We start from the raw sequence: 21,943 nt of genomic DNA on the forward strand, positions 1-21,943 counted from the left end.
AACCATAATGCGCTCTCGGTAGCCCATATCGCGCGTTATGGTTCCCTAACGCGGTCGGTCAGCGGGCCAGCAGGGCCGTCAGCCTCTCCAGGGCGGGGCCGTAGGAGCCGGGCAGCAGGCGGGCCAGGACGTCGGGCACCTTCGCGCTGGAGGCGATGAGGACCCGGGTCTTCCGCTTCTCGACGCCCTCGAGGATCTCCGCCGCGGCCTTCTCCGGCGGGTAGCTCAGCAGCTTCGCGAACGCGGCCTGGTGCCGGGCGATCTCCGCCGGGTCGACGCCGGACCCGATCCGGGCGCTCGAGGCCACGTTCGTCCGGATCCCGCCCGGGTGGACCTGGGTCACGCCCGTGCCGGTCTCGGCCAGTTCGTGCCGCAGCACCTCGGAGAACCCGCGAAGGGCGAACTTGCTCGACGAGTACGCGGACTGCCCGGCCGGCCCGATCAGCCCGTAGAGGCTGGACACGTTGACCAGGTGCCCGCCCGGGGTCGCGGTCAGTGCGGGCAGCAGGTGGTGGGTGAGGATCACGGGCGCCCGGAAGTTGATGTCCATGACCCACTCGAACTCGTCGAGCGTGAGCTGGCGGAAGCGGCCGCCGAGGGCGACGCCGGCGTTGTTGACCAGCAGGCCGAGGCGCGGGTGGTCCGCGGCGATCCGCTCGGCGAGCGAGGTCGTCGCGCCCCGGTCGGCGAGGTCCACGACGTGCGTCTCGACCGTCAGGTCCGGGTGCGCGCCGCGGATCGTGCCCGCCACGGCCTCGAGCCCGGCCGCGTCCCGGTCGACCAGGACCAGGTCGCTGCCGCGGTCGGCGAGGCCGTGGGCCAGCCGCTCGCCGATCCCGCTCGCGGCCCCGGTGAGTACCGCGGTGCTGCCGGCGAAGCGGTACGGCTGCCGGGTCGCGGGCATCAGGAGGCCTCCTGCAGGCTGCGGGCGGTCGTGGGGGTGAAGCGCATGTCGCGGGTGAGGTCGGCCCGCGACATCTTCAGGGCGTCGGTGACGTAGTTCTGCTGCACCCGCCACGGCTCGCTGGTGCCCTGGCTCGGGAAGGCGTCGATCGAGCGCTGCACGTAGCCGGAGGTCAGGTCGAGCAGCGGGCGGCGCTCGGCGGAGGCGGGAGCGGTCGGCGCGGCGGCGGCGTACCCGTGCTTCTCCATGTGGTTCCGCAGCCGGCAGACGTAACGGGACGACAGGTCCGCGCGCAGGGTCCAGGAGGCGTTCGTGTAGCCGATGCAGTAGGCGAGGTTCGGCACCCCGGAGAGCATCAGGCCGCGGTAGGAGAACGTCTCGCCGAGCTCCACGGGCGCACCGTCGACGCTGATCTCCAGGCCGCCGAGGGGGAGCATCCGCAGCCCGGTGGCGGAGACCACGATGTCGGCCTCGAGCTCGCGGCCGGACCTCAGCAGGATCCCCTTCTCGGTGAACCGCTCGACGTGGTCGGTCACCACGGAGGCCGAGCCGTCGCGGATCGCCTGGTAGAAGTCGCCACCCGGGATCACGCACAGGCGCTGGTCCCACGGCTCGTAGCGCGGGGTGAAGTGCTCGTCGACGGCCTGCTCGTCGAGGAAGCGCAGGGCGATCCCGCGCAGCACCTTCTTCACGGTCTCGGGCCGGCGCCGGGCCAACTGGTAGAAGCCCTGGGTGACGGCGATGTTCTTGGCCCGGACGAGCTTGTGCGCGAGCCCGGCCGGGAGCCGGCGGCGCAGGGTGTCGGCGAACGTGTCCTTCAGCGGCAGCGCGGTCAGGTACGACGGCGAGCGCTGCAGCATCGTGACGTGCGCGGCCTTCTCCGCCATCGCCGGGACGAGGGTGACGGCGGTGGCGCCGCTGCCGATCACGACGACCCGCTTGCCGGTGTGGTCGAGGTCCTCGGGCCAGGCCTGCGGGTGCACGAAGGTGCCGGCGTAGTCCTCGAGGCCGGGGAAGTCCGGCTGGTAGCCGCGCTCGTAGGAGTAGTAGCCGGCGCAGAGGTAGAGGAACCGGCAGGTCCAGGTCTCGGTCGAGGCGGAGCCCGCGGAGCCGGCCGTCGACGCCGAGGTCGTCACGGTCCACCGGGCGTCCGTCGACGACCAGGAGGCGCTCTGCACGGTGGTGCCGTAGTGGATGTGCCGGTCGATGCCGGCCTCCCGTGCGGTGTCGCGGATGTAGGTGCGGATGCTCTCGCCGTCGGCCATCGACTTCTCGCCGCGCCACGGCCGGAACGGGTAGCTCAGGGTGAACATGTCCGAGTCGGACCGCACGCCCGGGTAGCGGAACAGGTCCCAGGTGCCGCCGATGGCCTCGCGCTGCTCGAGGATCGCGTACGAGTCGTGCGGGCGCTCCTGCTGCAGGCGGTAGGCGGCGCCGATGCCGGAGAGGCCGGCGCCGACGATCAGCACGTCGGTCTCGTTCATGTCAGCTCCCCTTCGATGCTGGCGACCGGTCCCAGTGTGGTGCGGCGGCTCGGCCGGGTGCTTATCCCTGCGCGACAATGATTTATCCTCACGCGACATGGGGCCCGTCGTGCGCGCCGCGTCGTTGCGTGGCCTTCCCGCGCTGGTCGACGCGCTGGGCGGTGATCCCGCCGAGTTGCTCGCGCGGTTCGGAGTCACGAGCGAGGCCGTGGCGAGCGACGACGCCGTGATCGGCGTCCGGAGCGCCGGGCTGATCCTGGAGACCGCCGCCGCCGAGCTCGGGCGGCCGGACCTCGGCCTGCTGCTCGCCGAGCGGCAGGACGCGGGGGTGCTCGGCCCGCTGGCCGTGGCGATCGAGAACGCACGGAACCTCGGCGAGGCGCTGGACAGTGCGTCGCGTTTCCTGTTCGTGCACAGTCCGGCGCTGTCGATCGCCCAGGTCCCGGACCCGGAGGAGGTGCGCGGGGTACTCGCGGTGCGCTACGGGGCAGCGGTCGACGGGGCCGCCGGGCCCCTGCCGCTGCCGCCGCAGGCCGCGGACCTCGGGCTGGGGCTGCTGCACCGGATCATCCTGCTCCTGCACGGCGGGCCGTACGGGCTCCGGTCGGCCCACCTGGCCCATCCGCCACTCGTTCCGGTGACGCGCTACACCGAGTTCTTCGGCGCCGACGTCCGGTTCGAGCGGAGCGCCGCCCTCCTGCGGCTGCCGGCGGCGCTCACCGCGGCGCCGGTGGCCGGGGGCGACCGGGTGCTGCGGACGCTCGCGCTGGACTACCTGGAGAACCACTTCACCGAGCCGGGCCAGACCGTGGCCGGACGGGTGCGGGGCACGCTGGCCCGCTCGCTCGGCTCCGCGCCGCCGCAGGTCGGCGAGGTCGCCCGGCTGCTGCGGCTGCACCCGCGCACCCTGCAGCGACACCTCGCCGCCGAGGGCACCACCTTCGAGCGGGTGCTCGACGACGTGCGCCGCGAGGCCGCGCACCGCCTCGTCACCACCACGGACCTGCCGTTCGCCCAGGTCGCGGCGATGCTGGGCCTGGCGGCGCAGTCGGGGCTCACCCGCGCCGTCCGCCGCTGGTTCGGCACCACGCCGACGGCCCTGCGCGGCGGCGACGCTCCGAAGCCGGGACCGCGGCCACCGCAGCGGCGGGTGCTCAGGCCTGACGGCCCGCAGCCGGTGTGACGCCCTGCCCCAGGACGTGGCGCCAGGCGAGCGCCGAGCCCCGCCCCGGAGATCGGGCCGACGAAGTAGACCCACCACCGGGGGAACTGCCACGCGACGATCATCGGTCCCAACGCGCGGGCGGGGTTGAACGAACCCCCGGACACCGGCAGCGTCGCGCAGATCCCCGCGGTCACGATCAGCCCGACGGCCAGCCCGCTGGACACCGGACCGGGGGTGCGCCGGTCCACCGCCATGACCGTCACCATCAGCAGGAAGGTGATGACGAACTCGGCGAGCAGCGCCGGTCCGCCCCCGCCCGGACCCGGGTGGGTGGCACCGAGCGCGAGCTGCTCCCGCGCCGTCCCGCCCCCGAAGAGGCCCCAGTTGACCAGCCCGGCCAGCAACCCGCCGGCGAACTGGGCCGCCGCGTAGGCCGGCACCGACCGCCACGGGAACTCCCCGACCGTCGCGAGCGCGATCGAGACGGCCGGGTTCAGGTGGCGCCGGAGTAGCCCTCCTCGCGCTTGTCGAACCGGGCGTAGGCGTCGGGCGCCTCGCTCAGCGGCATCTCCTTCGACACGACGAAGCTCGGCTCGGCGCGACCCGCGATGATCAGGTCACGCAGGTGGCGGTTGTAGGCGTCTGGATCAGCTGGTTCAGCGCGACGGCGGGCTGCTCCTCGCCCTCGCCGACCGTGGCCTGGTAGCCCACGGCGTCGACGCCCTTGTCGGTGCCGTCGCCCTCGGTCTGGTCGTGCACGGCCTCGATCGGGTCGCTCTGCGAGAAGTCGATCGGGATCGCGCCGATCTGCTCGGCCAGCCGCAGCCGCGACGGGACCTTGTCCACCACGAAGACCTTCGACGCGCCCTTGAGCAGCGACGAGTAGGCCGCCATCAGCCCGACCTCCTCGACGATGCCCATGGTCTCGTGCCCGAAGACCATCCCGGACTCGGCGGGCGTGCGGCCCTCGTACATGTGCAGGTCGGACCCGCAGATCGCGGTGGTCGTGACCCGGACGACCACATCGGTCGGGTCCTCGATCCGGGGATCCTCGACGTCCTCCACGTTGACCTGGAACGGCTCCGTACACCACGGCCTTCATGTGGTTCCTCCCGTCACGGCGATCGACAGCGCGGTCGGCCTACCCCCGCCCCCGCCGGGCGACCGACGGCGGCAGGGTGACTCCGATCACCGTGTGCCCGCCGGGCGGCGATCGCCGCAGCATCGCTCGCGAGCAGCCGGGCGCCCCGACGGTCCCGTGCCACCCGGAGCCGAACCGTCGCCCCGTGGCTAACCTCGGGGCAGTGCACCCCCTGCTGCGCGCGGCCGGCTCGCTGGCCGACCGCGCCCTCGGCCTCACCTCCCCGCCCGTCCCGTACGGCCGCACGCGGATCCACGTCCCCATGCCGGACGGGGCCGTGCTCGTCGGCACCCGCTACCGCCCGACCCGCGCCGACGGGCCGCTCCCGGTGGTGCTGATCCGGGCCCCGTACGACCCGCGCGCGGCCGGCCCGCTGTTCGCCGCGCCGCTCGCCCGTCGCGGCTTCCAGGTCGTCCTCCAGAACACCCGCGGCACCTTCGGGTCCGGCGGCCACTTCCGCCCCTTCACCAGCGAGCGGGAGGACGGCCTCGCGACGCTCGCCTGGCTGCGCGCCCAACCCTGGTGCGACGGCCGCGTCGCGACGACCGGCGGCAGCTACCTCGGCCACACGCAGTGGACGGTCGCGCCCCACGCCGACCCGCCGCTCACCGCGATGTCCCCGCACATCACGGCGGCCCGAATGACCGACACCTTCTACACCGGCGGCGCTCCGTCGCTGCTCAACGCGCTCGGGTGGACCGCGATGATCGGTACCCAGGAGCGCGGCGGGCTCCCGCTCCTGCCGCACCCGGTCCGGGCCGCCAAGCTGCGCCGGGCGCTGCGCCGGGTCCCGCTGCAGGCCGCGGACGTCGAGGTCGCCGGGGCGCCCGTGCCCTACTGGCGGGACTTCGTGGAGCACGCCGAGCCCGACGACGGCTACTGGGACGCCACCTACGGGGAGGCGCCCGCGTTCGACCGCACGGGTCCGGGCTCGCTCGCGAACCTGCCCCCGGTCAGCATGGTCACCGGCTGGTGGGACCTGTTCGTCGCCGAGCAGCTGCGCGACTACCGGGCGCTGCGGGCGGCCGGGGTGCCGGCACGGATCGTGGTCGGGCCCTGGCTGCACGGGGCACTCGAGGAGGTCCGGACCGGCCTGCGGACCGACGTGGCGTGGCTGGACCACCACCTGCGCGGCGGCCCGGCGCCCGAGGGTGCGCCGGTCCGGCTCTTCCTGCAGCGGGCCGACCAGTGGCTGGAGTTCGAGGAGTGGCCGCCGCCGGTGACCGCGCGGGAGCTCCACCTGCAGGCCGCGGGCCGGCTGGGTGAGGAACCGGGGTCGGGTGTGAGCGGCATCCGCTACGACCCGGCCGACCCCACGCCCAGTGTCGGCGGGCCACTGCTGCAGCCTCCGGGCGAGCAGGTCGACCAGGCCCCGGTCGAGTCCCGCGCGGACGTCCTCGTCTTCACCGGGGACCCGCTGCCCGCCGATCTCGACGTGGTCGGGCCGGTCACGGCGGTCGTGCACGTCCGGCCCGAGCTGGACCACGCGGACGTCTTCGTCCGGGTCTGCGACGTCGACGAGCGCGGCGTCTCCCGCAACGTCGTCGACGGCATCCGGCGGCTGGACCCACGGACCGTGCCCGCCGCGGACGTGACGGTGGGGGAGGACGGGGTCCTCGCCGTCGCCCTCGAGCTGTTCCCCACCGCCTACCGCTTCCGCGCCGGGCACCGGGTGCGGGTGCAGGTCGCCGGCGGCGCGTTCCCGCGGTTCGCCCGCAACGTCGGCACGGGCGAGCCGTTCGGCGTCGCGACCCGGGGCAAGCCGGGCGCGGTCGAGGTGCTGCACGACGCCGTCCACCCGTCCCGGGTAGCCCTGCCGGTGCTGTGAGTTTCGCGACCGTGCCGTCGCCCTGCCCCTCACGGCGCCCCGCCGGTCGGCGTGAGGAGTCGGTGACGACCCTCTCCCCACTGCGTCATCCGGACGCAACCGCTGGTCCGTAGAACACCGCACGTGACTTCTTCCCGAACCACCATCTACGAGTCCATCGGCGGTGCCGACGCGGTCGCCGCCGCCGTCGACCGGTTCTACGAGCGGGTGCTGGCCGACCCGGCGCTCGTCGGCTACTTCGACGGCCTCGACATGGCGCGCCTCAAGGGCCACCAGCGCAGCTTCATCGCCGCCGCGATCGGCGGGCCCGAGCTCTACGAGGGACGGCCGATGAAGGAGGCGCACGCGAGGTTCCGCATCCGTCCGGCGCACTTCGACCTGGTCGTCGGTCATCTCGTGGCCACGCTGACCGAGCTCGGCGTGCCGGCGGAGACGATCGGCACGATCGGCGAGACCCTGGGCCCGCTCAAGGCCGACATCGCCCCGCCGGAGAACACGCTCGCCGGCTGACCCCTCACCCGCCGGGCCGGGTGCGGCGCGGCGTAGCCGACCGGTGCCGGCCCCCGTGCGGCCAGGTGCGGCCAGGTGCGGCCCGACGGTGCCGATCGAGGCCGCCGGGGTCGGAGCCGCGGCGGGGACGTCACACCCGGGTTGCGGCCGGGGTCCCGCAAATGGTGCACTGGCCGGGTGAGTGCTGAGGGGCCGTCGCGGCGACACGCGTACTGCGTGTGCCTGCTGGCCACCGATCAGCTCTCCGTCGACGACCGGCTGTGTCGCCGGGCCCGGTAGCGCTCCCCCCGACGTCCGGTCGGGTGGCGCGTCGCGAGCCCGCCCACCCGCACCAGCCGTGAGGACGTCGTCCATGAGCACCACCCGTACCGCGCGCGGCGCCGTCACTCCGGGGCCGATCACGCCGGGGCCCGTCGCCGCAGGGCCCGTCACCCCTGAGTCCGTCGACTCTGCCGGCCCCGCAGGCCCGACCGGTCCCGCCGGGGCGCCGGCGCGTGGACGCGGCTCCCGCCTGGGTCGGCTGGGCGTGCGGGTCGGCGCCGCGGTGCGCGCCGCGCACGCCGCCTCCGTGCCGTTCTGAGCCCCGTGCGGTTCTGAGCCCCGTGCCGTTCTGAGCCCCCTGCCGTTCTGAGCCTGTGCTCCACGTCGCTGCACCCAGCTCGCCGGTCTCCGTCACGACGACGGAGGACCCACCGGTGTCTCCCTTGCTGGCGACCCCGAATGACCGTACATTAGGCCCGGCTTCCCGGAAAGTGAGAGCTCCCCCCGAAAGGCCGGCCGATGCCCACGCCCGACCAGATCACCCAGGCCGTCCCGGCCGGAGCCGAGGCCCACGCCGCCGCCGGGATCGACGTCCGGAACCTCGCCGGCGGGACGAGGACCTGGGCCGCGGCGGGCCGGACGGTGTCACGCGACGACGGTGCCCGGGGCACGGTCGCCTGATGGTCGTCGCGGCGGCCCTCGGGCTCCTGATCGGCGCGGTCATCGGGGGACTCGGCGGCGGGGGCGGGGTCCTCACCGTGCCCGTGCTGGTCTACCTCCTGGGGCAGGACGCCCAGGACGCCACGACGAGCAGCGTCATCATCGTGGGTGTCGCCGCGGTGGTCGGCGTGCTCGCGCGGGGCCGCGGAGACGTCGCCTGGCGCACGGGGATCGCCCTGGGTCTGGTCGGCATTCCCGCCGCCTACCTCGGCACCCTGCTCAACCGGCACGTCGGCGAGCCGGTGCTGCTGATCGCCTTCGCCGTGCTCACGCTGATGGCGGCCGTCGCGATGCTGCTCGACTCCCGCGCCCGGCGAGGGGACGACGGCGAGGAGGGCTCCGGCTCCGGCCGCGCCACCGCGTCCGTCGCGCGCCACGGCCGCTCGCCCGGCGGGGCGGCGCTCGCGGCCCGGGCCCCCGCGGGCCGCGGTGCCCGGCTCCTCGTCCGGGGAGCCAAGGTCGTGCTGTGCGGGGTCGCCGTCGGCTTCCTCACCGGCTTCCTCGGCGTCGGCGGCGGCTTCCTCCTCGTCCCCGCGCTGGTGATCGTGCTGGACATGCCGATCGCCCTGGCGGCCGGGACGTCGCTGCTGGTGATCGTGTTGAACTCGATCTCGTCGCTGGTGTCGCGGATCGGCGACCTGCACCTCGACTGGCAGGTCGTCGCGCCCTTCACCCTCGCCGCTGTCGTCGGCACGCTCGCCGGCAAGCGCATCGCCGACCGGCTCTCCGGCGCCACCCTCGGCAAGGCCTTCGCGGTCCTGCTCCTCGCGGTCGGTGCCTTCGTCGGGGTGCAGAGCATCCTTGCCCTCTGACGGTGCCGGAGCTCCGCGGCGGTCATTCGATCCCGGGGTCGTCGGGGTGCTGGTACAGGTCGAAGACGCTGGAGCCGATGTTGCGGGCGATGTGGTCGAGCTGGCCCGCGTGAGCCAGTAGTTGCCGTCGGTGCGCCGGGTCGGCGATCTTCCCGGCCAGGCCGGTCAACCGGGTCCCGAGGGCCAGCAGGTCGTGGATGATCAGGGTGTTGAGGTCGTGCGCGATGCGGTCCCGGTCGTCGTGACGGCTGCGGAGTTCCTGTTCCACCCGGACGCGGGCGGCGGCGGCCACGAGTGCGGCGTGCCCGGCCAGCGAGGCGACGGCCTCGATCTCGCGGGGCCGGTAACGCTCCCGGCCGCGGGCCCGGCAGACGCCGAGCGAGCCCCATGACCCGCTGGCGCCGGTCATCGGTGCGAGCAGGAGCGGCCCCACACCGATCCCGGTGAACGGCGACCCGTCGGTCCGGGGATCGCCGTCGGCATCGTCGACGACGAGGGGCTCGTCCGCGGGCACGACCGCTGCCCCGGCGTGGTCCGCGTCGCGGATGCGCAGGCCTTCCAGGTGGGTCACCAGATCGCCCTCCGCGACGGCGACGAGCAGCTCGTCCGGGTCGTCGGTGGGAACGAGCAGCAGGGCGCCGTCACTGTCGCCGAGGTCGCGCACCGTGGTGACGAGGTGCTCCAGCACGACCGTCGGTTCGGCGCCGGCGAGCAGATCGGTGGTGATGCCGGTGGCGGCGGCCTGCCAGGCCTGCCGCTTCCGCGTGTCGGCGAGCAGCACGGCGTTGTCGATCGCCACCCCCGCGGACACCGCGAGGGCCTGGATGAGCTCCTCGTCGTCGGCGGTGAACGCCCCGTCGTCGTGTTTGTCGGTCAGGTAGAGGTTGCCGAACACCTCGTCGCGGACCCGGATCGGCACGCCCAGGAAGCTGCCCATGGGCGGATGGCCGGGCGGGAAGCCGCACGAGCGCGGGTCCCTGCTCAGGTCCCGCAGGCGGATCGGGTGCGGATCGTCGATCAACGCCCCGAGTATGCCGTGGCCCTCGGGCAGGTGACCGATCGAGGCGACGGCGTCCCCGGGCATGCCCTCGTGGACGAACTCCACGAGGTTCCCGTCCGCGCCGAGCACCCCGAGAGCGGCGAAGTCCGCCCCGATCAGGGCGCGGGCCTCGCTCACGATCCGTCGCAGCAGCACCGGCAGGTCGAGGTTCGAGCCGACCGCCCGGTGCGCGCGCAGAAGTCCGCGCAGCCTGCTCTGGGTGGCCAGGACCTCCTCGGCCCGCTCGACGAGCTGCTCGAGCAGCTCGTCGAGCTCGAGCCGCGGCACGTCGACGAAGCTCAACGGCTCGTCGGGCCGGGGGCCGACCGCGCCGGAGCCCGCCGTCCCGCGCGCGCCCGCCACCGTTCCGGCGGGGGTCGCAGACGTGTCGGGCCGACCACCGGGTGGCTCGGCCTCGTCGTGCGGACCGTGCCGCACCGGCCGGTCGTCGGTGTCGGGAGGAGTCGGTCTCGGGGCCGGGACGGCTGCCCGCTGCCGCGACTCCCACATCCGTGCCGTCGCGAGCGCCTGCTCGGCGCGGGCGTGCCAGCGCTTCGCGGTGACCGTGTGGTCGACGGCGGCCGGGGGCCGGAGGTGGGCGGCCAGCTGCTCGCTGTGGCGAGCGGCCTCCTCGCAGGCCCGGTGCAGCGCCCGGGAGGTCTGTGCGAGCGTGCGGCTCAGTTCCCGGGCCCGGTCCGTGTACTCCCGTTGTCGGTCCTGATCCATGAGGTGCTCCTCGGGCCCGATCATCCGCCTCCTCGGGTACGGCCGGTAGGTGTCGTCCGCACCTGTCTGCCTAGCACCTCGGGTCGCCCGGCGACACCCCGGCAGGTGACCGGCAGGTGGCGGGCCCGGGTCTCCCGGGGTGCGGGTGCCCTCAGGGGGTCGCAGGCGGGCCGGAACGTCTCGTCGCCGGCAGCAGACGAGGGACGAGCCGCACGTAGCCGACCATCCCGATGATCTCCACGAGTGTCTGGGCGACGACCACGACCGCGGCCACCGCGAAGACGTCCGGGAGGGCGAGCGCGAGCGGCAGCACGACGAGGGAGTTACGGGTGGCGCCGGTGAAGACGATCGCGCGCCCCTCCGGCGGGCCGAGCCGGAACAGCCTCGCCACCACCATCCCCAGCGGGGCCATCACGACGAGGAAGATCACGTAGAACGGGGCGACGGCGGCGACGGCCGACAGGTCGCCGCCGAGCGCCGGTACCTGGGAGGCGACCACGACGAGCAGGGTCGCCACCATCAGCGGGACCATCAGCGTCCCGGCCCGGTCGGCGACCCGTTGCCCGGTGCGCGACCGGGCGGCCCAGGCCTGCGTCGACCACGCGACCGCGAGCGGGATCACGATCAGGACGAGGAAGGCCTCGACGAACGGGCCGACGTCGACCACCTCGGCCAGACCGGAGCCGAGGAACAGCAGCAGGAACAGCGGCAGCAACACCATCTGCGCGATGAGCAGCAACGGCGTGGCGGCGAGGAGCCGGTCACTGCTGCCCCCGGCGAGTCCGGAGAACACGATCACGTAGTCGACGCACGGTGCGAGCAGCACCAGCAGGACCCCGACGCGCACGGCCCGGTCGGCGGGCAGGAAGCCGACCATGGCGGCCACGACCAGCGGGACGACGACGAAGTTGACGACCAACGCCGCACCGAGGAACCGTCCCGCCCGCAGCGAGCGGGCCAGCTCCCGTGCGGGGACCTGGAGGAAGGTCACGGAGAGCAGTGCACCGAGGACGGGGTTGATCGCGAGCGCCAGGCCGGGGCCGGCGCCGGGGGCGACGAGGCCGACCAGGAGCCCGGCGACGATGGCCCCGAGATAGATCGGGACCTGGTGGCGGTCCGTCCACGCGACCGCCCCGGCGTCGGTCGTGCCGGGCGTCCTCACCTCGGCGGCTCCGACCGCGCGCCGCCGTCCGGGCTCACCGCGACCCGCCCCTGCGGCTCCTGCCGGCGACGGTCCGGGGCCGGCCCCGTCGGGTACGCACCGACTTCACGACGTCACCTCCGGGCGACCGCCCGTCCACGTGGGGACGACGATAGGCCGTGCCGGCGTACGGCCCTCACCGTGTGCCGCATCGCCGGATCCGGTGCCGGCCGGCCCGGCACCTCGTCGAGGCCTGGCGACGAGACGTGCCCGCCGCAGGGCTCCGTGCGGGTTCCCGCGGTCAGGTGGGGCGACGTCTCGGGGCGTCGGCCGGGTGAGGCACGACGAGCACCGGCCGATGCTGGCGGGCGATCAGTCCGTGGGAGACCGAACGCTCGACGATGCGGTCGAGGACCTTCCCGGGGCCCTCGCCCCGGGAGCCGACGATGATCATCAGCGCGTCGGTCTCGTCGGCGACCGTGGCGAGCAGCCCGACGGGGTCGCCGCGCCAGGCGTGGTAGCTCCACCCGGTGTCGGCGTCGGCCAGGGCATCGGCGACGTGTTGCTGCTGAGCCACGAGGACGCGCTGCGCCTGCTCCTCCCAGTCGGCCGCGTCGGGGTCGATCGGGTAGTCGGCAAGATCGACGCCGTGCACGACGTGCAGCTGGGCCTGCAGTCGGCGAGCGAGGTCGGCGGCGACGGGCAGCGCGGCCTCGCTGGAGGCGTCGCGGCCGTGGCCGAGCACCAGGTGGGCCTGCGGGGGTCGGGCAGGTTCGACCTGCCGGTGGATGCGCCGCTCGTCGAGCTGCTCGACGCCCTGACGATCGGAGCCCGGCTGGGCAGGCGGGTTCATGGTCGTCTCCTTCCCGACGGCTCAGAGGTGGCCGCCACCGACGGTCCAGCCGGCCAGGGCGGCGGCGAGGCCGACGAGCACGCTGCCCACGACGTTGAGCGTGCCGAGCAGCCGGTCACCGCCCTCGGCCAGGCCGAGGGTCTCGTAGCTGAAGGTGCTGTAGGTGGTCAGTGCGCCGCAGAAGCCGGTGCCGGCCAGCGTGGCCACGACGGGGCCCGCCGAGGCGGTGACCACGCCGAGGACGAAGGAGCCGACGATGTTGACGGCGAAGGTTCCCCACGGGAAGCGGCCGGGGAACCAGCCCTTGAGGGTCCGGTCGGTGAGGAACCGCAGCGGGGCCCCGACGGCTGCCCCGAGTGCCACGTACAGCGCGTTCATCGTCTCTCCTGCTCGGGTGAGCGGGGAGTCGGCCGCCCTGCAGCGTGATCGGCCCCCGCTGCGCTGTCGCGCCCGTCCGGAACGCCGTCGGGTCGGGCGGAGCGGCCGTCGCGGGCGACGAGGCGCGTGGCGCCGACACGGGCCACGGCCGCGCCCGCTGCGGCACCGAGGACGGCGAGGACCGGCGTGGCGACCACGTAGCCGATGGCCCACGGCAGGTGCCCGGTGCGGGCCAGGGCGAGGGTGTCGACGGTGTAGGTGGAGAAGGTGGTGTAGCCGCCGAGAAACCCCACACCGAGCAGGGGTCGCACCAGCGGGTGCGCGTCGACGAGCTCGGTGATGACGACCATGAGTATCCCGATGAGGACACAGCCGGTGACGTTGGCCAGCAGGGTCGACCACGGCCACTGGGCCGGGACGTGCGGCAGCGCCGACCCGAGGCCGTACCGGGCCTCCGCGCCCAGCGCCCCACCGGCTGCCACGGCCCCGACCACCGTCACGAGCCGGGGCTGCCGCCGGCGAGGGCCCGGTTCCGGCTCCCGATCGGGATCGATCTCGGCATCGTGCTCGGCCTTCCTCACCGGGCCGGGCTCGATGCCCTGCTCGGTGTCCTGCTCGGTGCCGGGCGGCAGCTCGCGCTCGGCGCGACGGTGCTGTCCGTCGTCACCGCTGGAGGGGTACGGCAGTGGCACGCTCAACCACCTTCTGTGCACTCGCGGCGAACCTCGTGTGTCCGAGCGCGGCGCGGCAGATCCGCCGGGGTCGGCCGCCCGGGCCCCGCGCTCGACAGGGGTCGAGGTCGAGGGCGATCGGCACACGTCACCGACGCCACGGGGGACAACGGCTGGATCACGGCGCACTCCTACCAGGGTGGGTAGGGGCCATCAGCCCGCCATCGGGCGGTCAACGGCGAGCTCCATCGCCGAGCAGGCACTGTAGCCCCACTGCGGCCGACAGGCCACCCGGGCGACCAGCAGCGGACTCCGATCCCCGCCGCCTGCGGGGATCCGGGGGGTGGCCGACGAGGCCGGTGCGGGCTATCTCACCGGTCCAGGCGATGGAGATCGCCTCAACCGCCCGTCAGGGCTGATGGCCCCTACCCCCGTTGCGACCGGGTAGGTGTGCCATGGGCGAGCTTCTCCCCACCCCCTCCCTTCCGCCGCGCGGTCCGGCCCGGCTGCGCGGCCCGTGGTGGTCCGCCCAGCCGGGCACGAGTCGGCCCGGCCCGCACCGCCGAGCCGGGGCACGAGCACCGAGCCGATCACCGGCGCGCGCCGTCGACCCCACCTCGGCGACCGGACCGGCAGGCCCAGGGTGCTACGCAGGTCCGCGCCGGTGGGCACCTGGCTGATCTTCGCGCTCGGGACGCTGCTGGTGATCGTCGCGCTCTCGACCCGTGTCCACCTCCTGGTGGTCCCCGCCGCGGTCGCCAGGAGGTGACGGATCCGAGGGCCCACCCCCGGCGAGTCCGACCTGAGCACGCACACCGCGGCGACCACGCGCGCGTGCTGTTGCCGCACAGACCTGACAGGTCCCACCGAGGAGCAGAGCGAGGATGAAGCTGTCCCGTCGCCAACGCCGCACCCTCGCCGCGCTGGCCCATCAGATCGACGTCGAGGATCCCGAACTGGCCAGGGAGGTGCACCACTCCCGGACCACCGGTGAACACGCCGAAGCTCATCGCGAAGGTGCAGGTGGCCCTGGGAGTTCTTCTCCTGGCGAGCGGGTGGGTCCTGGCGAGCAGCGGGAGCGTCGCGGTCGGCGCCATCCTGATGGCCACCTTGCTGGATCCCCTGGAACTTCGACCGGCCCTGACACACCGTCGCCGTGAGTGCTGCATCGGCAGTCGGGCCCGACCACGGAACCCGAGCACCGGCCTGCGCCTCGCCCCCGGCGTGCCGACCACCACCCGGGACGCCTCGGACGGGCACGATGCCGGGCGCGGGACTTGTGGCGCGGGGTGACGGGACCTTCGGCCGGGGCCCTGCCGAGGGCGTGATCCGCATCCTCGGCACCCATGACCAGCGCCGCGGCCGCCTCCTCCGGTACCGACGACCCCGGGGTCCGCCCCGGCCTGGGTGTGCTCCTCGTGGCCTGCGTCTCCACGCTGGTGGTCAACGCGAACACGTCGGCGGTCAGCATCCTGATCCCGTCGATCAGCACGGACCTCGGCACTCCGATCGACGTCCTGCAGTGGGCGGTCACGGGTTACCTCCTGGTCGGCGCGGCGACCATCGTCACCAGCGGGGCCCTCGGCGACGTCTTCGGGCGGCGGCGGATCTTCATGGGCGGCCTGCTGCTGTTCGTGGCCTCCTCCGTGCTCATCGCTCTGGCCCCGACCGGCGGTGTGGTCGTCCTCGGGCGGGTGATCGCGGGCGCGGCCGGCGCGACGATCCTGGCCTGCGGCCTCGGCCTGCTCTCCGTGGCGTCCTCGGGGCAGGGCCAGATGTGGGGTGTGTCGCTGTGGGGCGGCGCGGCGGCCGTCGGCGCGGCGGCAGGGCCGGTGATCGGGGGTGTCCTCAACGAGGCCTCGGGCTGGCAGGGCCTGTTCTGGGTCAACGCCGCGATCGCGGCCGCGTGCATCCCGCTGACCTGGGCGACCGTGGCGGAGTCGTCCGACCCGGAACGGTCACGGCGCATCGACTGGGCCGGCACCGTCCTCATCGCCGGGGTGCTCGTGCCGTTCGTCTTCGCGGTGACCGAGGGATCGTCGTGGGGGTGGGTCTCGGTGCCGACCCTGGTCTGCCTGGTGACGACCGTGCTCGCGGCCGTGGGCTTCGTCCTCGTCGAGCGCCGGGTGTCCGCACCGCTCATCGACCTCGCACTCCTGCGCAACGTCCTGCTCGTGGGAGCGACGATCGCGATCCTCATCGGTGCCGGGGCGATCGCGGCGATCACCTTCATGATCAGCCTCTACTTCCAGAACCCGCTGGCCTTCGGCATGAGCAGCTTCCAGGCCGGGCTCGCGACACTCCCGGTGGCCGCCGCGGTCGTGGTCGTCGCCCCGGTCGTGAGCCCGCTGGCACACAAGTTCAGCGCCCGGGTCGTCGTCACGGCCGGGTTCGTGGTGCTCACCGCGTCGTTCGCCGTGCTCGCCGCGGTGCGACCCGGTTGGAGCTACGTCGCCTTCCTGATCCCGCTGCTGGGCATCGCGGTCGGGCTGGCCCTCTCCAACGGCCCGGCCTCCTCGGTCGCCACCGCCTGTGTGCCCACCGAACAGGTCGGCTCTGCCTCCGGCATCTCCAACATGGCCCGCTACGTCGGCGGCGCGGTGATGACCGCGGTCGCTGCGGGGATCGTGGCCCGGGTGTCCATGGTGAAGGCCGAGGCGGGCCAGGCGGGCGCGGACGCCCTGGCGGCCGGGTTCGCCCGTGCGTGTCTCGTGCTCGCCATCTTCTCCGCCTTCGGGATCCCACTGGGGTGGCTCGTGGCGCGGCGCACCCGCCGTCCCCGCGCCTCCGACCTCGCCGCGGCGTCCGCGTCGACGATCTACACCCTGCCCCCGCGCGGCGACGGCGAGGGCGGCGACGGGAGGAACGACGGCGGGGCCGAGGTCGGTGGCGACGACCTGGGCGGCGCAGGCCGGCACCGTCTCGGCTCCCGGCGGTGAGGTCGGGCGCGCTGACAGCCCCTCACCACACCCCCCACAACGACGAGCGACGCTGACCCACGAGGAGTCATCCCCGCTGGTCAGCGCCGCTCTGTGCGCCCGGATCAGGCCGCCTGCTTGGTCTCCCAGAAGATCTTGTCGATCTGGGCGATGTAGTCCAGCAGCTCCTGGCCGTCCTTCGGGTCGACCGAGGCCTTGGTCCCGCCGGGGCCGCCGCCGGCCTTCTTGGTGGCCTTGTTGAACAGCTCGTGCAGCTCGGGGTACTTCTCGAAGTGCGGCGGCTTGAAGTAGTCCGTCCACAGCACCCAGAGGTGGTGCTTCACGAGGTCGGAGCGCTGCTCCTTGATCTGCAGGGCCCGCTCCCGGAACGCCGGGTCGTCGTTGCCCTGGTACTTCTCCTGGATGGCCTTGACGGACTCGGCCTCGATGCGCGCCTGGGCCGGGTCGTACACGCCGCAGGGGAGGTCGCAGTGCGCGGTGGCCTCCAGCCGCGGGCGGAGAATGCGGGACAGCCGCATGGGTCCTCCCTGGTGGTGATCGTTCTGGCGTGCCCGACCCTACTCCCGGGGGCGGGGGGCCAGCAGGCCGGAAGGTGGGGTGGAGCGGGTGTTCCGGACACGCGTCACAGGGCATCGCCGCGGGTGGCGTGCGGTGACGGTGCGCGGCCCCTCCATGTCCACCACCCTGTCCGACGACGACGTCGTGCTGGTCCGGTTCGGCGGGCCCGCCCGACCGGGTGACGTGGTCCTGGTGTGCTGGCCCGCCCGTCCCGAGCAGCTCTCGGTGAAACGCGCGGTGCGGCCGGAGGGCGCACTGTGGTGGGTCGAGGGGGACAACCCGTTCGGGTCCACCGACTCGCGCACGCTCGGCCCGGCCGAGGTGGTGGCCGTCGTCACGCGGCGGTTGTGGCCCCGGCCCCGGCGACTCTGAGGTACGGTCCTCACCAGTACCCGACAGCCGATCCCTCGCCCGTCCCGCCGCATCCCGCGGGGCCTGTCGCGAGGGGGCCGTCCGGCACCGATCCGGCGAGACCTGCCCCCGGTGCACGGCGAGTAGGGACGCGCGTGAGCGTCCACCGCACCCGTACCGGAGTTCTCGTCATGACCGTCTCCCCGGAGCGCACCCTGTCCTCGGACCTGACCGCGGGCACGCCCGCCCCGACCCGCGAGGAGATCTTCGCCTCGCACGAGGGCGGCAAGCTGACCACCGGCCTGTCCGCGCCGCTGCGCGACGCCCGCGACCTCGCCATCGCCTACACCCCCGGGGTGGCCGAGGTCAGCCGCGCCATCGCCGCCGAACCGGCGCTGGCCCGCCGCTACACCTGGACCGACCGGCTGGTCGCCGTGGTCAGCGACGGCACCGCCGTCCTCGGCCTCGGCGACATCGGCCCGCGCGCGTCGCTGCCGGTGATGGAGGGCAAGTCCGCGCTGTTCAAGACCTTCGGCGGGCTCGACTCGATCCCGCTGGTGCTCGACACCACCGACGTCGAGGAGATCGTCGAGACGCTGGTCCGGCTGCGGCCGAGCTTCGGCGCGGTCAACCTCGAGGACGTCGCCGCGCCGCGGTGCTTCGAGCTGGAGCGCCGGCTGGTCGAGGCGCTGGACTGTCCGGTCATGCACGACGACCAGCACGGCACCGCGATCGTGCTGCTCGCCGCGGTGCAGGGCGCCTGCGCGGCCACCGCGCGGGACCTGCGCAGCCTGAAGGTCGTGGTCTCCGGTGCGGGCGCCGCGGGTGTGGCGTGCGCACGGATCCTGCTGGCCGCCGGCGCGTCGGACGTCGTGGTGCTGGACTCGCGCGGGGTGGTCGACACCGCCCGGGGCGGGGAGAAGGGTGCGCTGGCCGCCGAGACCAACCCCCGGGGGGTCAGGGGCGGCCTGGCCGACGCCCTGCGCGGCGCCGACGTCTTCGTCGGGCTCTCCAGCGCCACCCTGCCCGAGGAGCTCCTCGCCACGATGGCGCCGGAGCCGTTCGTGTTCGCGCTGTCCAACCCGGACCCCGAGGTTCACCCGGAGATCGCCGCGCGGTACGCCTCGGTCGTCGCCACCGGGCGCAGCGACTTCCCGAACCAGATCAACAACGTGCTGGCCTTCCCGGGTGTGTTCCGTGGGGCACTCGACGCCGGCGCGCGGCGGATCACCGAGTCGATGAAGCTCGCCGCCGCGAACGCGATCTTCTCCGTGGCCACGGACGACCTCGCCGCCGACCGGATCGTCCCCAGCCCGTTCGACCCGCGGGTCGCGCCCGAGGTGGCGGCCGCCGTCGCCGAGGCCGCCCGGCAGGACCCGGCCGCCGGGGTGACCGAGAGCGATCACCGGTAGGCCTCTCACCTGCTGTTCTTCCGCCGGTCGGCCGAGTCGATCACGGAGTGTGCGCGGAGGTGCCGTAACTCACTCGGGTCGGAGTCGTCCGGTCGAGCGGCGTGCCCGGATCGAGTGGAGCAGCCGCTCGTTGTGCTCCGTGACGGGGCCCGTCGGCCCCGGTCACACGGCGAGCACGTGGGGGGCACGGTGAGCGGCTTCGGAGGGCAGGGCGAGGCGGCGGACGAGCCTGCCCGGTCGGGCGTCCCCGACGGAGCCGGCGCGGACCCGACCGAGGAGGAGGGCCTTCTCGACGGGGCCGGCGGGTCCGACGGGCCGGACGGCGCGGGACCGGGCGACCTGCCGGGTCCGGTGCGACGGGCGGACCTGCGGCGCGCGGACAACCGCCCGCCCCGCCCCGGGCAGGCCCGCTTCGCCGACCGCCTCGCCCGGGCGATCTCCGCGCCCTCGGGCGGCCCGGTGCCGGACCAGGCCCGGCCGCGGGCGTCGAGCTCGCCGGGGCGCCCCGGCCTCCCGGAGTACGAGGAGCAGACCGAGCCCGAGGCGCGCACCGATCCCGGCGCGGTACGGCTCGTCGCCCCGCCCGAGCAGGTCAGCGGCCCGCACGCGCTCCCGCTCGAGCCCCCGACGACGGACGCCGGCGGTCTGCGGGCGGTGTCGCCCGCTCTGCGCGACGCCGCGTTCGGCACCGCGTCGCTGCCGCCGTCGGCGCTGTTCGGCGAGCGCCTCGACGTGGTGCCGCTGCCGGCGGAGCCCGCGGTCGTCTGCGACGGTGCCGGCCGGATCCTGCGCGTCAACGACGCCTTCCTGCGCCTGGCCGGCCGTCCTGCCCACCCGCTCGGCCTGCGTCTGGGCGGGCTGCTCACCGGGCCCGACGCCGACGCCCGCCTGCTCCGGGCCGACGGCACCGCGGTGCGGGTGCGTGTGGTCCGCTGGGAGCTGCCCGCCGATCTGCACACCGTCGTCCTCGTGGAGCTGGGCGAGCGCGAGCGCGGCGACCGGCGCTGGACCGCCGAGCTGGAGCGGCTGGCCCGGGTCGGGACCTGGACGTTCGACCTGGCCACCGCCTGCTTCTGGCGCAGCCCCTCGCTCGAGGAGCTGTACCGCGACGTCGGCGTGGTGCCGGACGGCCCGCACGGGCCGGTCGAGGGCGAGCAGGTGGCCGCGCTCTGCCGGGCGCTGCGCACCGGTTCCGGCCCCACCGATCAGCACGTCGAGCTGCGGCTGCCGGGTGAGCGCGTGCTCAGTTGCCGGGCCGGTGTGGAGCGCGGTCCGGACGGTGTGCCCGTGCGGCTCGCCGGCATGGTCCGGGACGTCACCGCGCAGCGGCTCGCCGAGAGCGGCCGGCACTCCGCCCGCCGCTTCGCCGACCTCCTCTCGACGGTGCCGGCCGGCGTCGGGCTGTTCGACGCCGCGGGCCGGCTCACCGACGCCAACGAGGCCTTCTGCGCACTCCTCGACCGGCCGGCGGCGGAGCTGCGCGGACGGACGGCCCTCGACCTGACGGCCGACGCCGAGCCAGGGCCCGACACGGCGGCGCTGCCCGGCTGGCTGCGCCGCATCCCGACCGGCGGCGGCAACGGCTACCGGGTCCCGGCCGTCACGCTGCGGCGCGGCGACGGGACACGGGTGACCGCCGCGCTCGCCGTCACCGCCTCGACCTCGGCCGAGGGCGACCCGTTCTGGCTGGTCGTGGCCACCGAGGTCGCCTCGGCGGGGGTGCCGCGCGAGGCGGACACCATCGTCGACGAGCTGACCGGGCTGCCGAACCGGGCGGCCGCGCTCGACCTCGTCGCCGACCTGCTCGCCGGCCCCGGCGGCGATCGGGTCGCCGTGGTCTGCGGCGACCTCGACGACTTCGCGCGGGTCAACTCCGCCCTCGGCCACGAGGCCGGGGACGAGCTGCTGGTCGGCACGGCCCAGCGGCTGCGCCGGGAGCTCCCCGCGGGCTGCACCCCGGCCCGGCTGGCCGGCGACGAGTTCGTGGTGATCTGCACCGACCACGACCCGGTCGGCGGGCCCGAGGTACTGGCTCGCCGGGTGGCCGGGCTGATGGGCGGCACACTCAGCGTGCACGGGCGCCCGGTGCAGGTCACCGCCACCGTCGGCGTCGCCACCCCGGACGCCCGGCCGGAGGATCCCGTCGAGGCCGCCGACCTGCTGCGCTACGCCGAGGTGGCGATGCACGAGGCCAAGCGGACGGACCGGGGCGGTGTCGCCACCGCGTCGCCGGCCGTGGTCGGCTCGGCCGACCGGCAGCTCGAGCTCGAGGGGGAGCTGCGCGCCGCACTGGTCGAGGACCGGCTCGCGCTGCAGTACCAGCCGGTCGTGGGGCCGGACGGGTCCGTGGTCTCGGCGGAGGCGCTGGTCCGCTGGCCGCACCCGGAGCGCGGGACGATCCCGCCGGGGGATTTCCTGCCCGTCGCCGAGCGCGCGGGGATGCTGCGCGACCTCGACCTGTGGGTGCTGCGGACCGCCGTGAACGAGGCCGTGACCTGGCCGGGGCACGCGGCGGTGGCCGTGAACCTCGCCGGTCTGCTGCCCAGCGAGCCCGGTTTCCTCGACGAGGTGACCCGGATCGTCTCCGGATCCGGCCTGCCGTGGGACCGGCTGATCCTCGAGCTGGTGGAGACCGGCCTGGTCGCGCTGCCGCAGGCCGCGCGCGACGTCATGGCCGAGCTCACCGCGCGCGGTGTCCGGTTCGCCGTCGACGACTTCGGCACCGGATACTCCTCGCTGGCCCGGCTCAAGGAACTGCCCACCCAGACGGTCAAGGTGGACAGGGCGTTCGTCACCGGCGTCGGGTCGGACCCGGCGGACTTCGCGGTCGCCCGCGCCGTCGTCGACATGGCCCGCGCGATGGGGCGGACCACGGTGGCCGAGGGCGTCGAGACGGCCGAGCAGTTCCACGTGCTGCGCGGCCTGGGCGTCGACGCCTACCAGGGCTGGCTGTTCTCGCGGCCGCTCGTGCCGGAGGACCTGCGCCGGGTGCTCGCGGGCGGCCGGCTGCCGACCCCCGCCCGGTCGGCGGGCGCCTGACCGCGGCCCCC

General features: G+C 74.6%; 18 protein-coding genes, 2 pseudogenes and 2 riboswitches. Of the genes and pseudogenes, 10 read left to right on the top strand and 10 right to left on the bottom strand.

What is annotated here, in order from left to right:
- Positions 1 to 58 precede the first annotated feature (58 nt).
- Positions 59 to 904, bottom strand: a complete 846-nt coding sequence (locus tag ACL02T_RS31010) for an SDR family NAD(P)-dependent oxidoreductase (RefSeq protein ID WP_412834358.1) — start codon at positions 902 to 904, stop codon at positions 59 to 61.
- Positions 904 to 2,388 (bottom strand): flavin-containing monooxygenase, encoded by a 1,485-nt coding sequence (locus ACL02T_RS31015; protein ID WP_412834359.1) that lies wholly within the window; start codon positions 2,386 to 2,388, stop codon positions 904 to 906. Before ACL02T_RS31015 ends, ACL02T_RS31010 begins: the two co-directional genes overlap by 1 nt.
- Before the next feature lie 97 nt (positions 2,389 to 2,485).
- On the opposite strand from ACL02T_RS31015, the gene ACL02T_RS31020 reads away from it, so the two are divergent.
- Positions 2,486 to 3,571: an AraC family transcriptional regulator gene (locus tag ACL02T_RS31020; RefSeq protein ID WP_412834360.1), complete on the top strand. Its 1,086-nt coding sequence runs from the start codon at positions 2,486 to 2,488 to the stop codon at positions 3,569 to 3,571.
- An 89-nt stretch (positions 3,572 to 3,660) separates the two neighbouring features.
- On the opposite strand, the pseudogene ACL02T_RS31025 reads toward ACL02T_RS31020, so the two are convergent.
- Both ACL02T_RS31025 and ACL02T_RS31030 read right to left on the bottom strand, forming a co-directional pair.
- Positions 3,661 to 3,993, bottom strand: a pseudogene (locus ACL02T_RS31025) (aquaporin); the annotation flags it as partial.
- 53 nt (positions 3,994 to 4,046) lie between these two features.
- Positions 4,047 to 4,655: pseudogene (locus tag ACL02T_RS31030) on the bottom strand (alcohol dehydrogenase catalytic domain-containing protein).
- Between the two features lie 184 nt (positions 4,656 to 4,839).
- On the opposite strand from ACL02T_RS31030, the gene ACL02T_RS31035 reads away from it, so the two are divergent.
- The 5 genes from ACL02T_RS31035 (at position 4,840) to ACL02T_RS31055 (ending at position 8,825) form a co-directional block, all read left to right on the top strand.
- Complete coding sequence (locus ACL02T_RS31035; protein ID WP_412834361.1) at positions 4,840 to 6,522, top strand: CocE/NonD family hydrolase; 1,683 nt, start codon at positions 4,840 to 4,842, stop codon at positions 6,520 to 6,522.
- 123 nt (positions 6,523 to 6,645) lie between these two features.
- Positions 6,646 to 7,032 carry a group I truncated hemoglobin gene (locus ACL02T_RS31040; protein ID WP_412834362.1) on the top strand — a complete coding sequence of 129 codons (387 nt, stop codon included), beginning with the start codon at positions 6,646 to 6,648 and terminating at the stop codon, positions 7,030 to 7,032.
- Positions 7,033 to 7,384: 352 nt separating this feature from the next.
- A complete protein-coding gene (locus tag ACL02T_RS31045; RefSeq protein ID WP_412834363.1) occupies positions 7,385 to 7,612 on the top strand; it encodes a hypothetical protein in 228 nt (75 codons plus the stop codon).
- A 200-nt stretch (positions 7,613 to 7,812) separates the two neighbouring features.
- A complete protein-coding gene (locus ACL02T_RS31050; RefSeq protein WP_412834364.1) occupies positions 7,813 to 7,974 on the top strand; it encodes a hypothetical protein in 162 nt (53 codons plus the stop codon).
- Complete coding sequence (locus ACL02T_RS31055; protein ID WP_412834365.1) at positions 7,974 to 8,825, top strand: sulfite exporter TauE/SafE family protein; 852 nt, start codon at positions 7,974 to 7,976, stop codon at positions 8,823 to 8,825. The genes ACL02T_RS31050 and ACL02T_RS31055 overlap by 1 nt, the downstream gene beginning before the upstream one ends.
- Positions 8,826 to 8,847: 22 nt before the next feature.
- Here the strand turns inward: ACL02T_RS31055 and ACL02T_RS31060 are convergent, their stop codons facing one another.
- The 5 genes from ACL02T_RS31060 to crcB (ACL02T_RS31080) form a co-directional block, all read right to left on the bottom strand.
- A complete protein-coding gene (locus ACL02T_RS31060) occupies positions 8,848 to 10,590 on the bottom strand; it encodes a GAF domain-containing protein (RefSeq protein WP_412834366.1) in 1,743 nt (580 codons plus the stop codon).
- A gap of 151 nt (positions 10,591 to 10,741) precedes the next feature.
- On the bottom strand, positions 10,742 to 11,752 hold the full coding sequence (locus tag ACL02T_RS31065; protein ID WP_412834367.1) for an arsenic resistance protein: 1,011 nt from the start codon (positions 11,750 to 11,752) through the stop codon (positions 10,742 to 10,744).
- A gap of 280 nt (positions 11,753 to 12,032) precedes the next feature.
- Positions 12,033 to 12,584, bottom strand: a complete 552-nt coding sequence (locus tag ACL02T_RS31070) for a universal stress protein (protein ID WP_412834368.1) — start codon at positions 12,582 to 12,584, stop codon at positions 12,033 to 12,035.
- A gap of 21 nt (positions 12,585 to 12,605) precedes the next feature.
- A complete protein-coding gene (crcB, locus tag ACL02T_RS31075) occupies positions 12,606 to 12,962 on the bottom strand; it encodes a fluoride efflux transporter CrcB (RefSeq protein WP_412834369.1) in 357 nt (118 codons plus the stop codon).
- Positions 12,959 to 13,654: a fluoride efflux transporter CrcB gene (crcB, locus tag ACL02T_RS31080; protein WP_412834370.1), complete on the bottom strand. Its 696-nt coding sequence runs from the start codon at positions 13,652 to 13,654 to the stop codon at positions 12,959 to 12,961. The genes crcB (ACL02T_RS31075) and crcB (ACL02T_RS31080) overlap by 4 nt, the downstream gene beginning before the upstream one ends.
- 176 nt (positions 13,655 to 13,830) lie before the next feature.
- Positions 13,831 to 13,895: riboswitch (Fluoride riboswitch) on the bottom strand.
- A 111-nt stretch (positions 13,896 to 14,006) separates the two neighbouring features.
- Positions 14,007 to 14,068: riboswitch (Fluoride riboswitch) on the top strand.
- Positions 14,069 to 14,979: 911 nt separating this feature from the next.
- Between crcB (ACL02T_RS31080) and ACL02T_RS31085 the strand changes: the two genes are divergently transcribed.
- Positions 14,980 to 16,572 (top strand): MFS transporter, encoded by a 1,593-nt coding sequence (locus tag ACL02T_RS31085; RefSeq protein ID WP_412834371.1) that lies wholly within the window; start codon positions 14,980 to 14,982, stop codon positions 16,570 to 16,572.
- 104 nt (positions 16,573 to 16,676) lie between these two features.
- On the opposite strand, the gene sodN is transcribed toward ACL02T_RS31085, so the two are convergent.
- Complete coding sequence (sodN, locus tag ACL02T_RS31090) at positions 16,677 to 17,090, bottom strand: superoxide dismutase, Ni (RefSeq protein WP_412834372.1); 414 nt, start codon at positions 17,088 to 17,090, stop codon at positions 16,677 to 16,679.
- Positions 17,091 to 17,223: 133 nt separating this feature from the next.
- On the opposite strand from sodN, the gene ACL02T_RS31095 reads away from it, so the two are divergent.
- The 3 genes from ACL02T_RS31095 to ACL02T_RS31105 all read left to right on the top strand — a co-directional run bounded on the left by ACL02T_RS31095 (position 17,224) and on the right by ACL02T_RS31105 (position 21,932).
- On the top strand, positions 17,224 to 17,502 hold the full coding sequence (locus ACL02T_RS31095; protein ID WP_412834373.1) for a S26 family signal peptidase: 279 nt from the start codon (positions 17,224 to 17,226) through the stop codon (positions 17,500 to 17,502).
- 170 nt (positions 17,503 to 17,672) lie between these two features.
- Entirely contained in the window at positions 17,673 to 18,893 is a 1,221-nt protein-coding gene (locus ACL02T_RS31100) for an NAD(P)-dependent malic enzyme (RefSeq protein WP_412834374.1), read from the top strand.
- 189 nt (positions 18,894 to 19,082) lie between these two features.
- On the top strand, positions 19,083 to 21,932 hold the full coding sequence (locus ACL02T_RS31105) for an EAL domain-containing protein (protein ID WP_412834375.1): 2,850 nt from the start codon (positions 19,083 to 19,085) through the stop codon (positions 21,930 to 21,932).
- The last annotated feature ends 11 nt before the right edge of the window (positions 21,933 to 21,943 follow it).

Origin of the sequence: Pseudonocardia oceanicola, assembly GCF_047200735.1 — a bacterium.
Lineage (GTDB): Bacteria > Actinomycetota > Actinomycetes > Mycobacteriales > Pseudonocardiaceae > Pseudonocardia.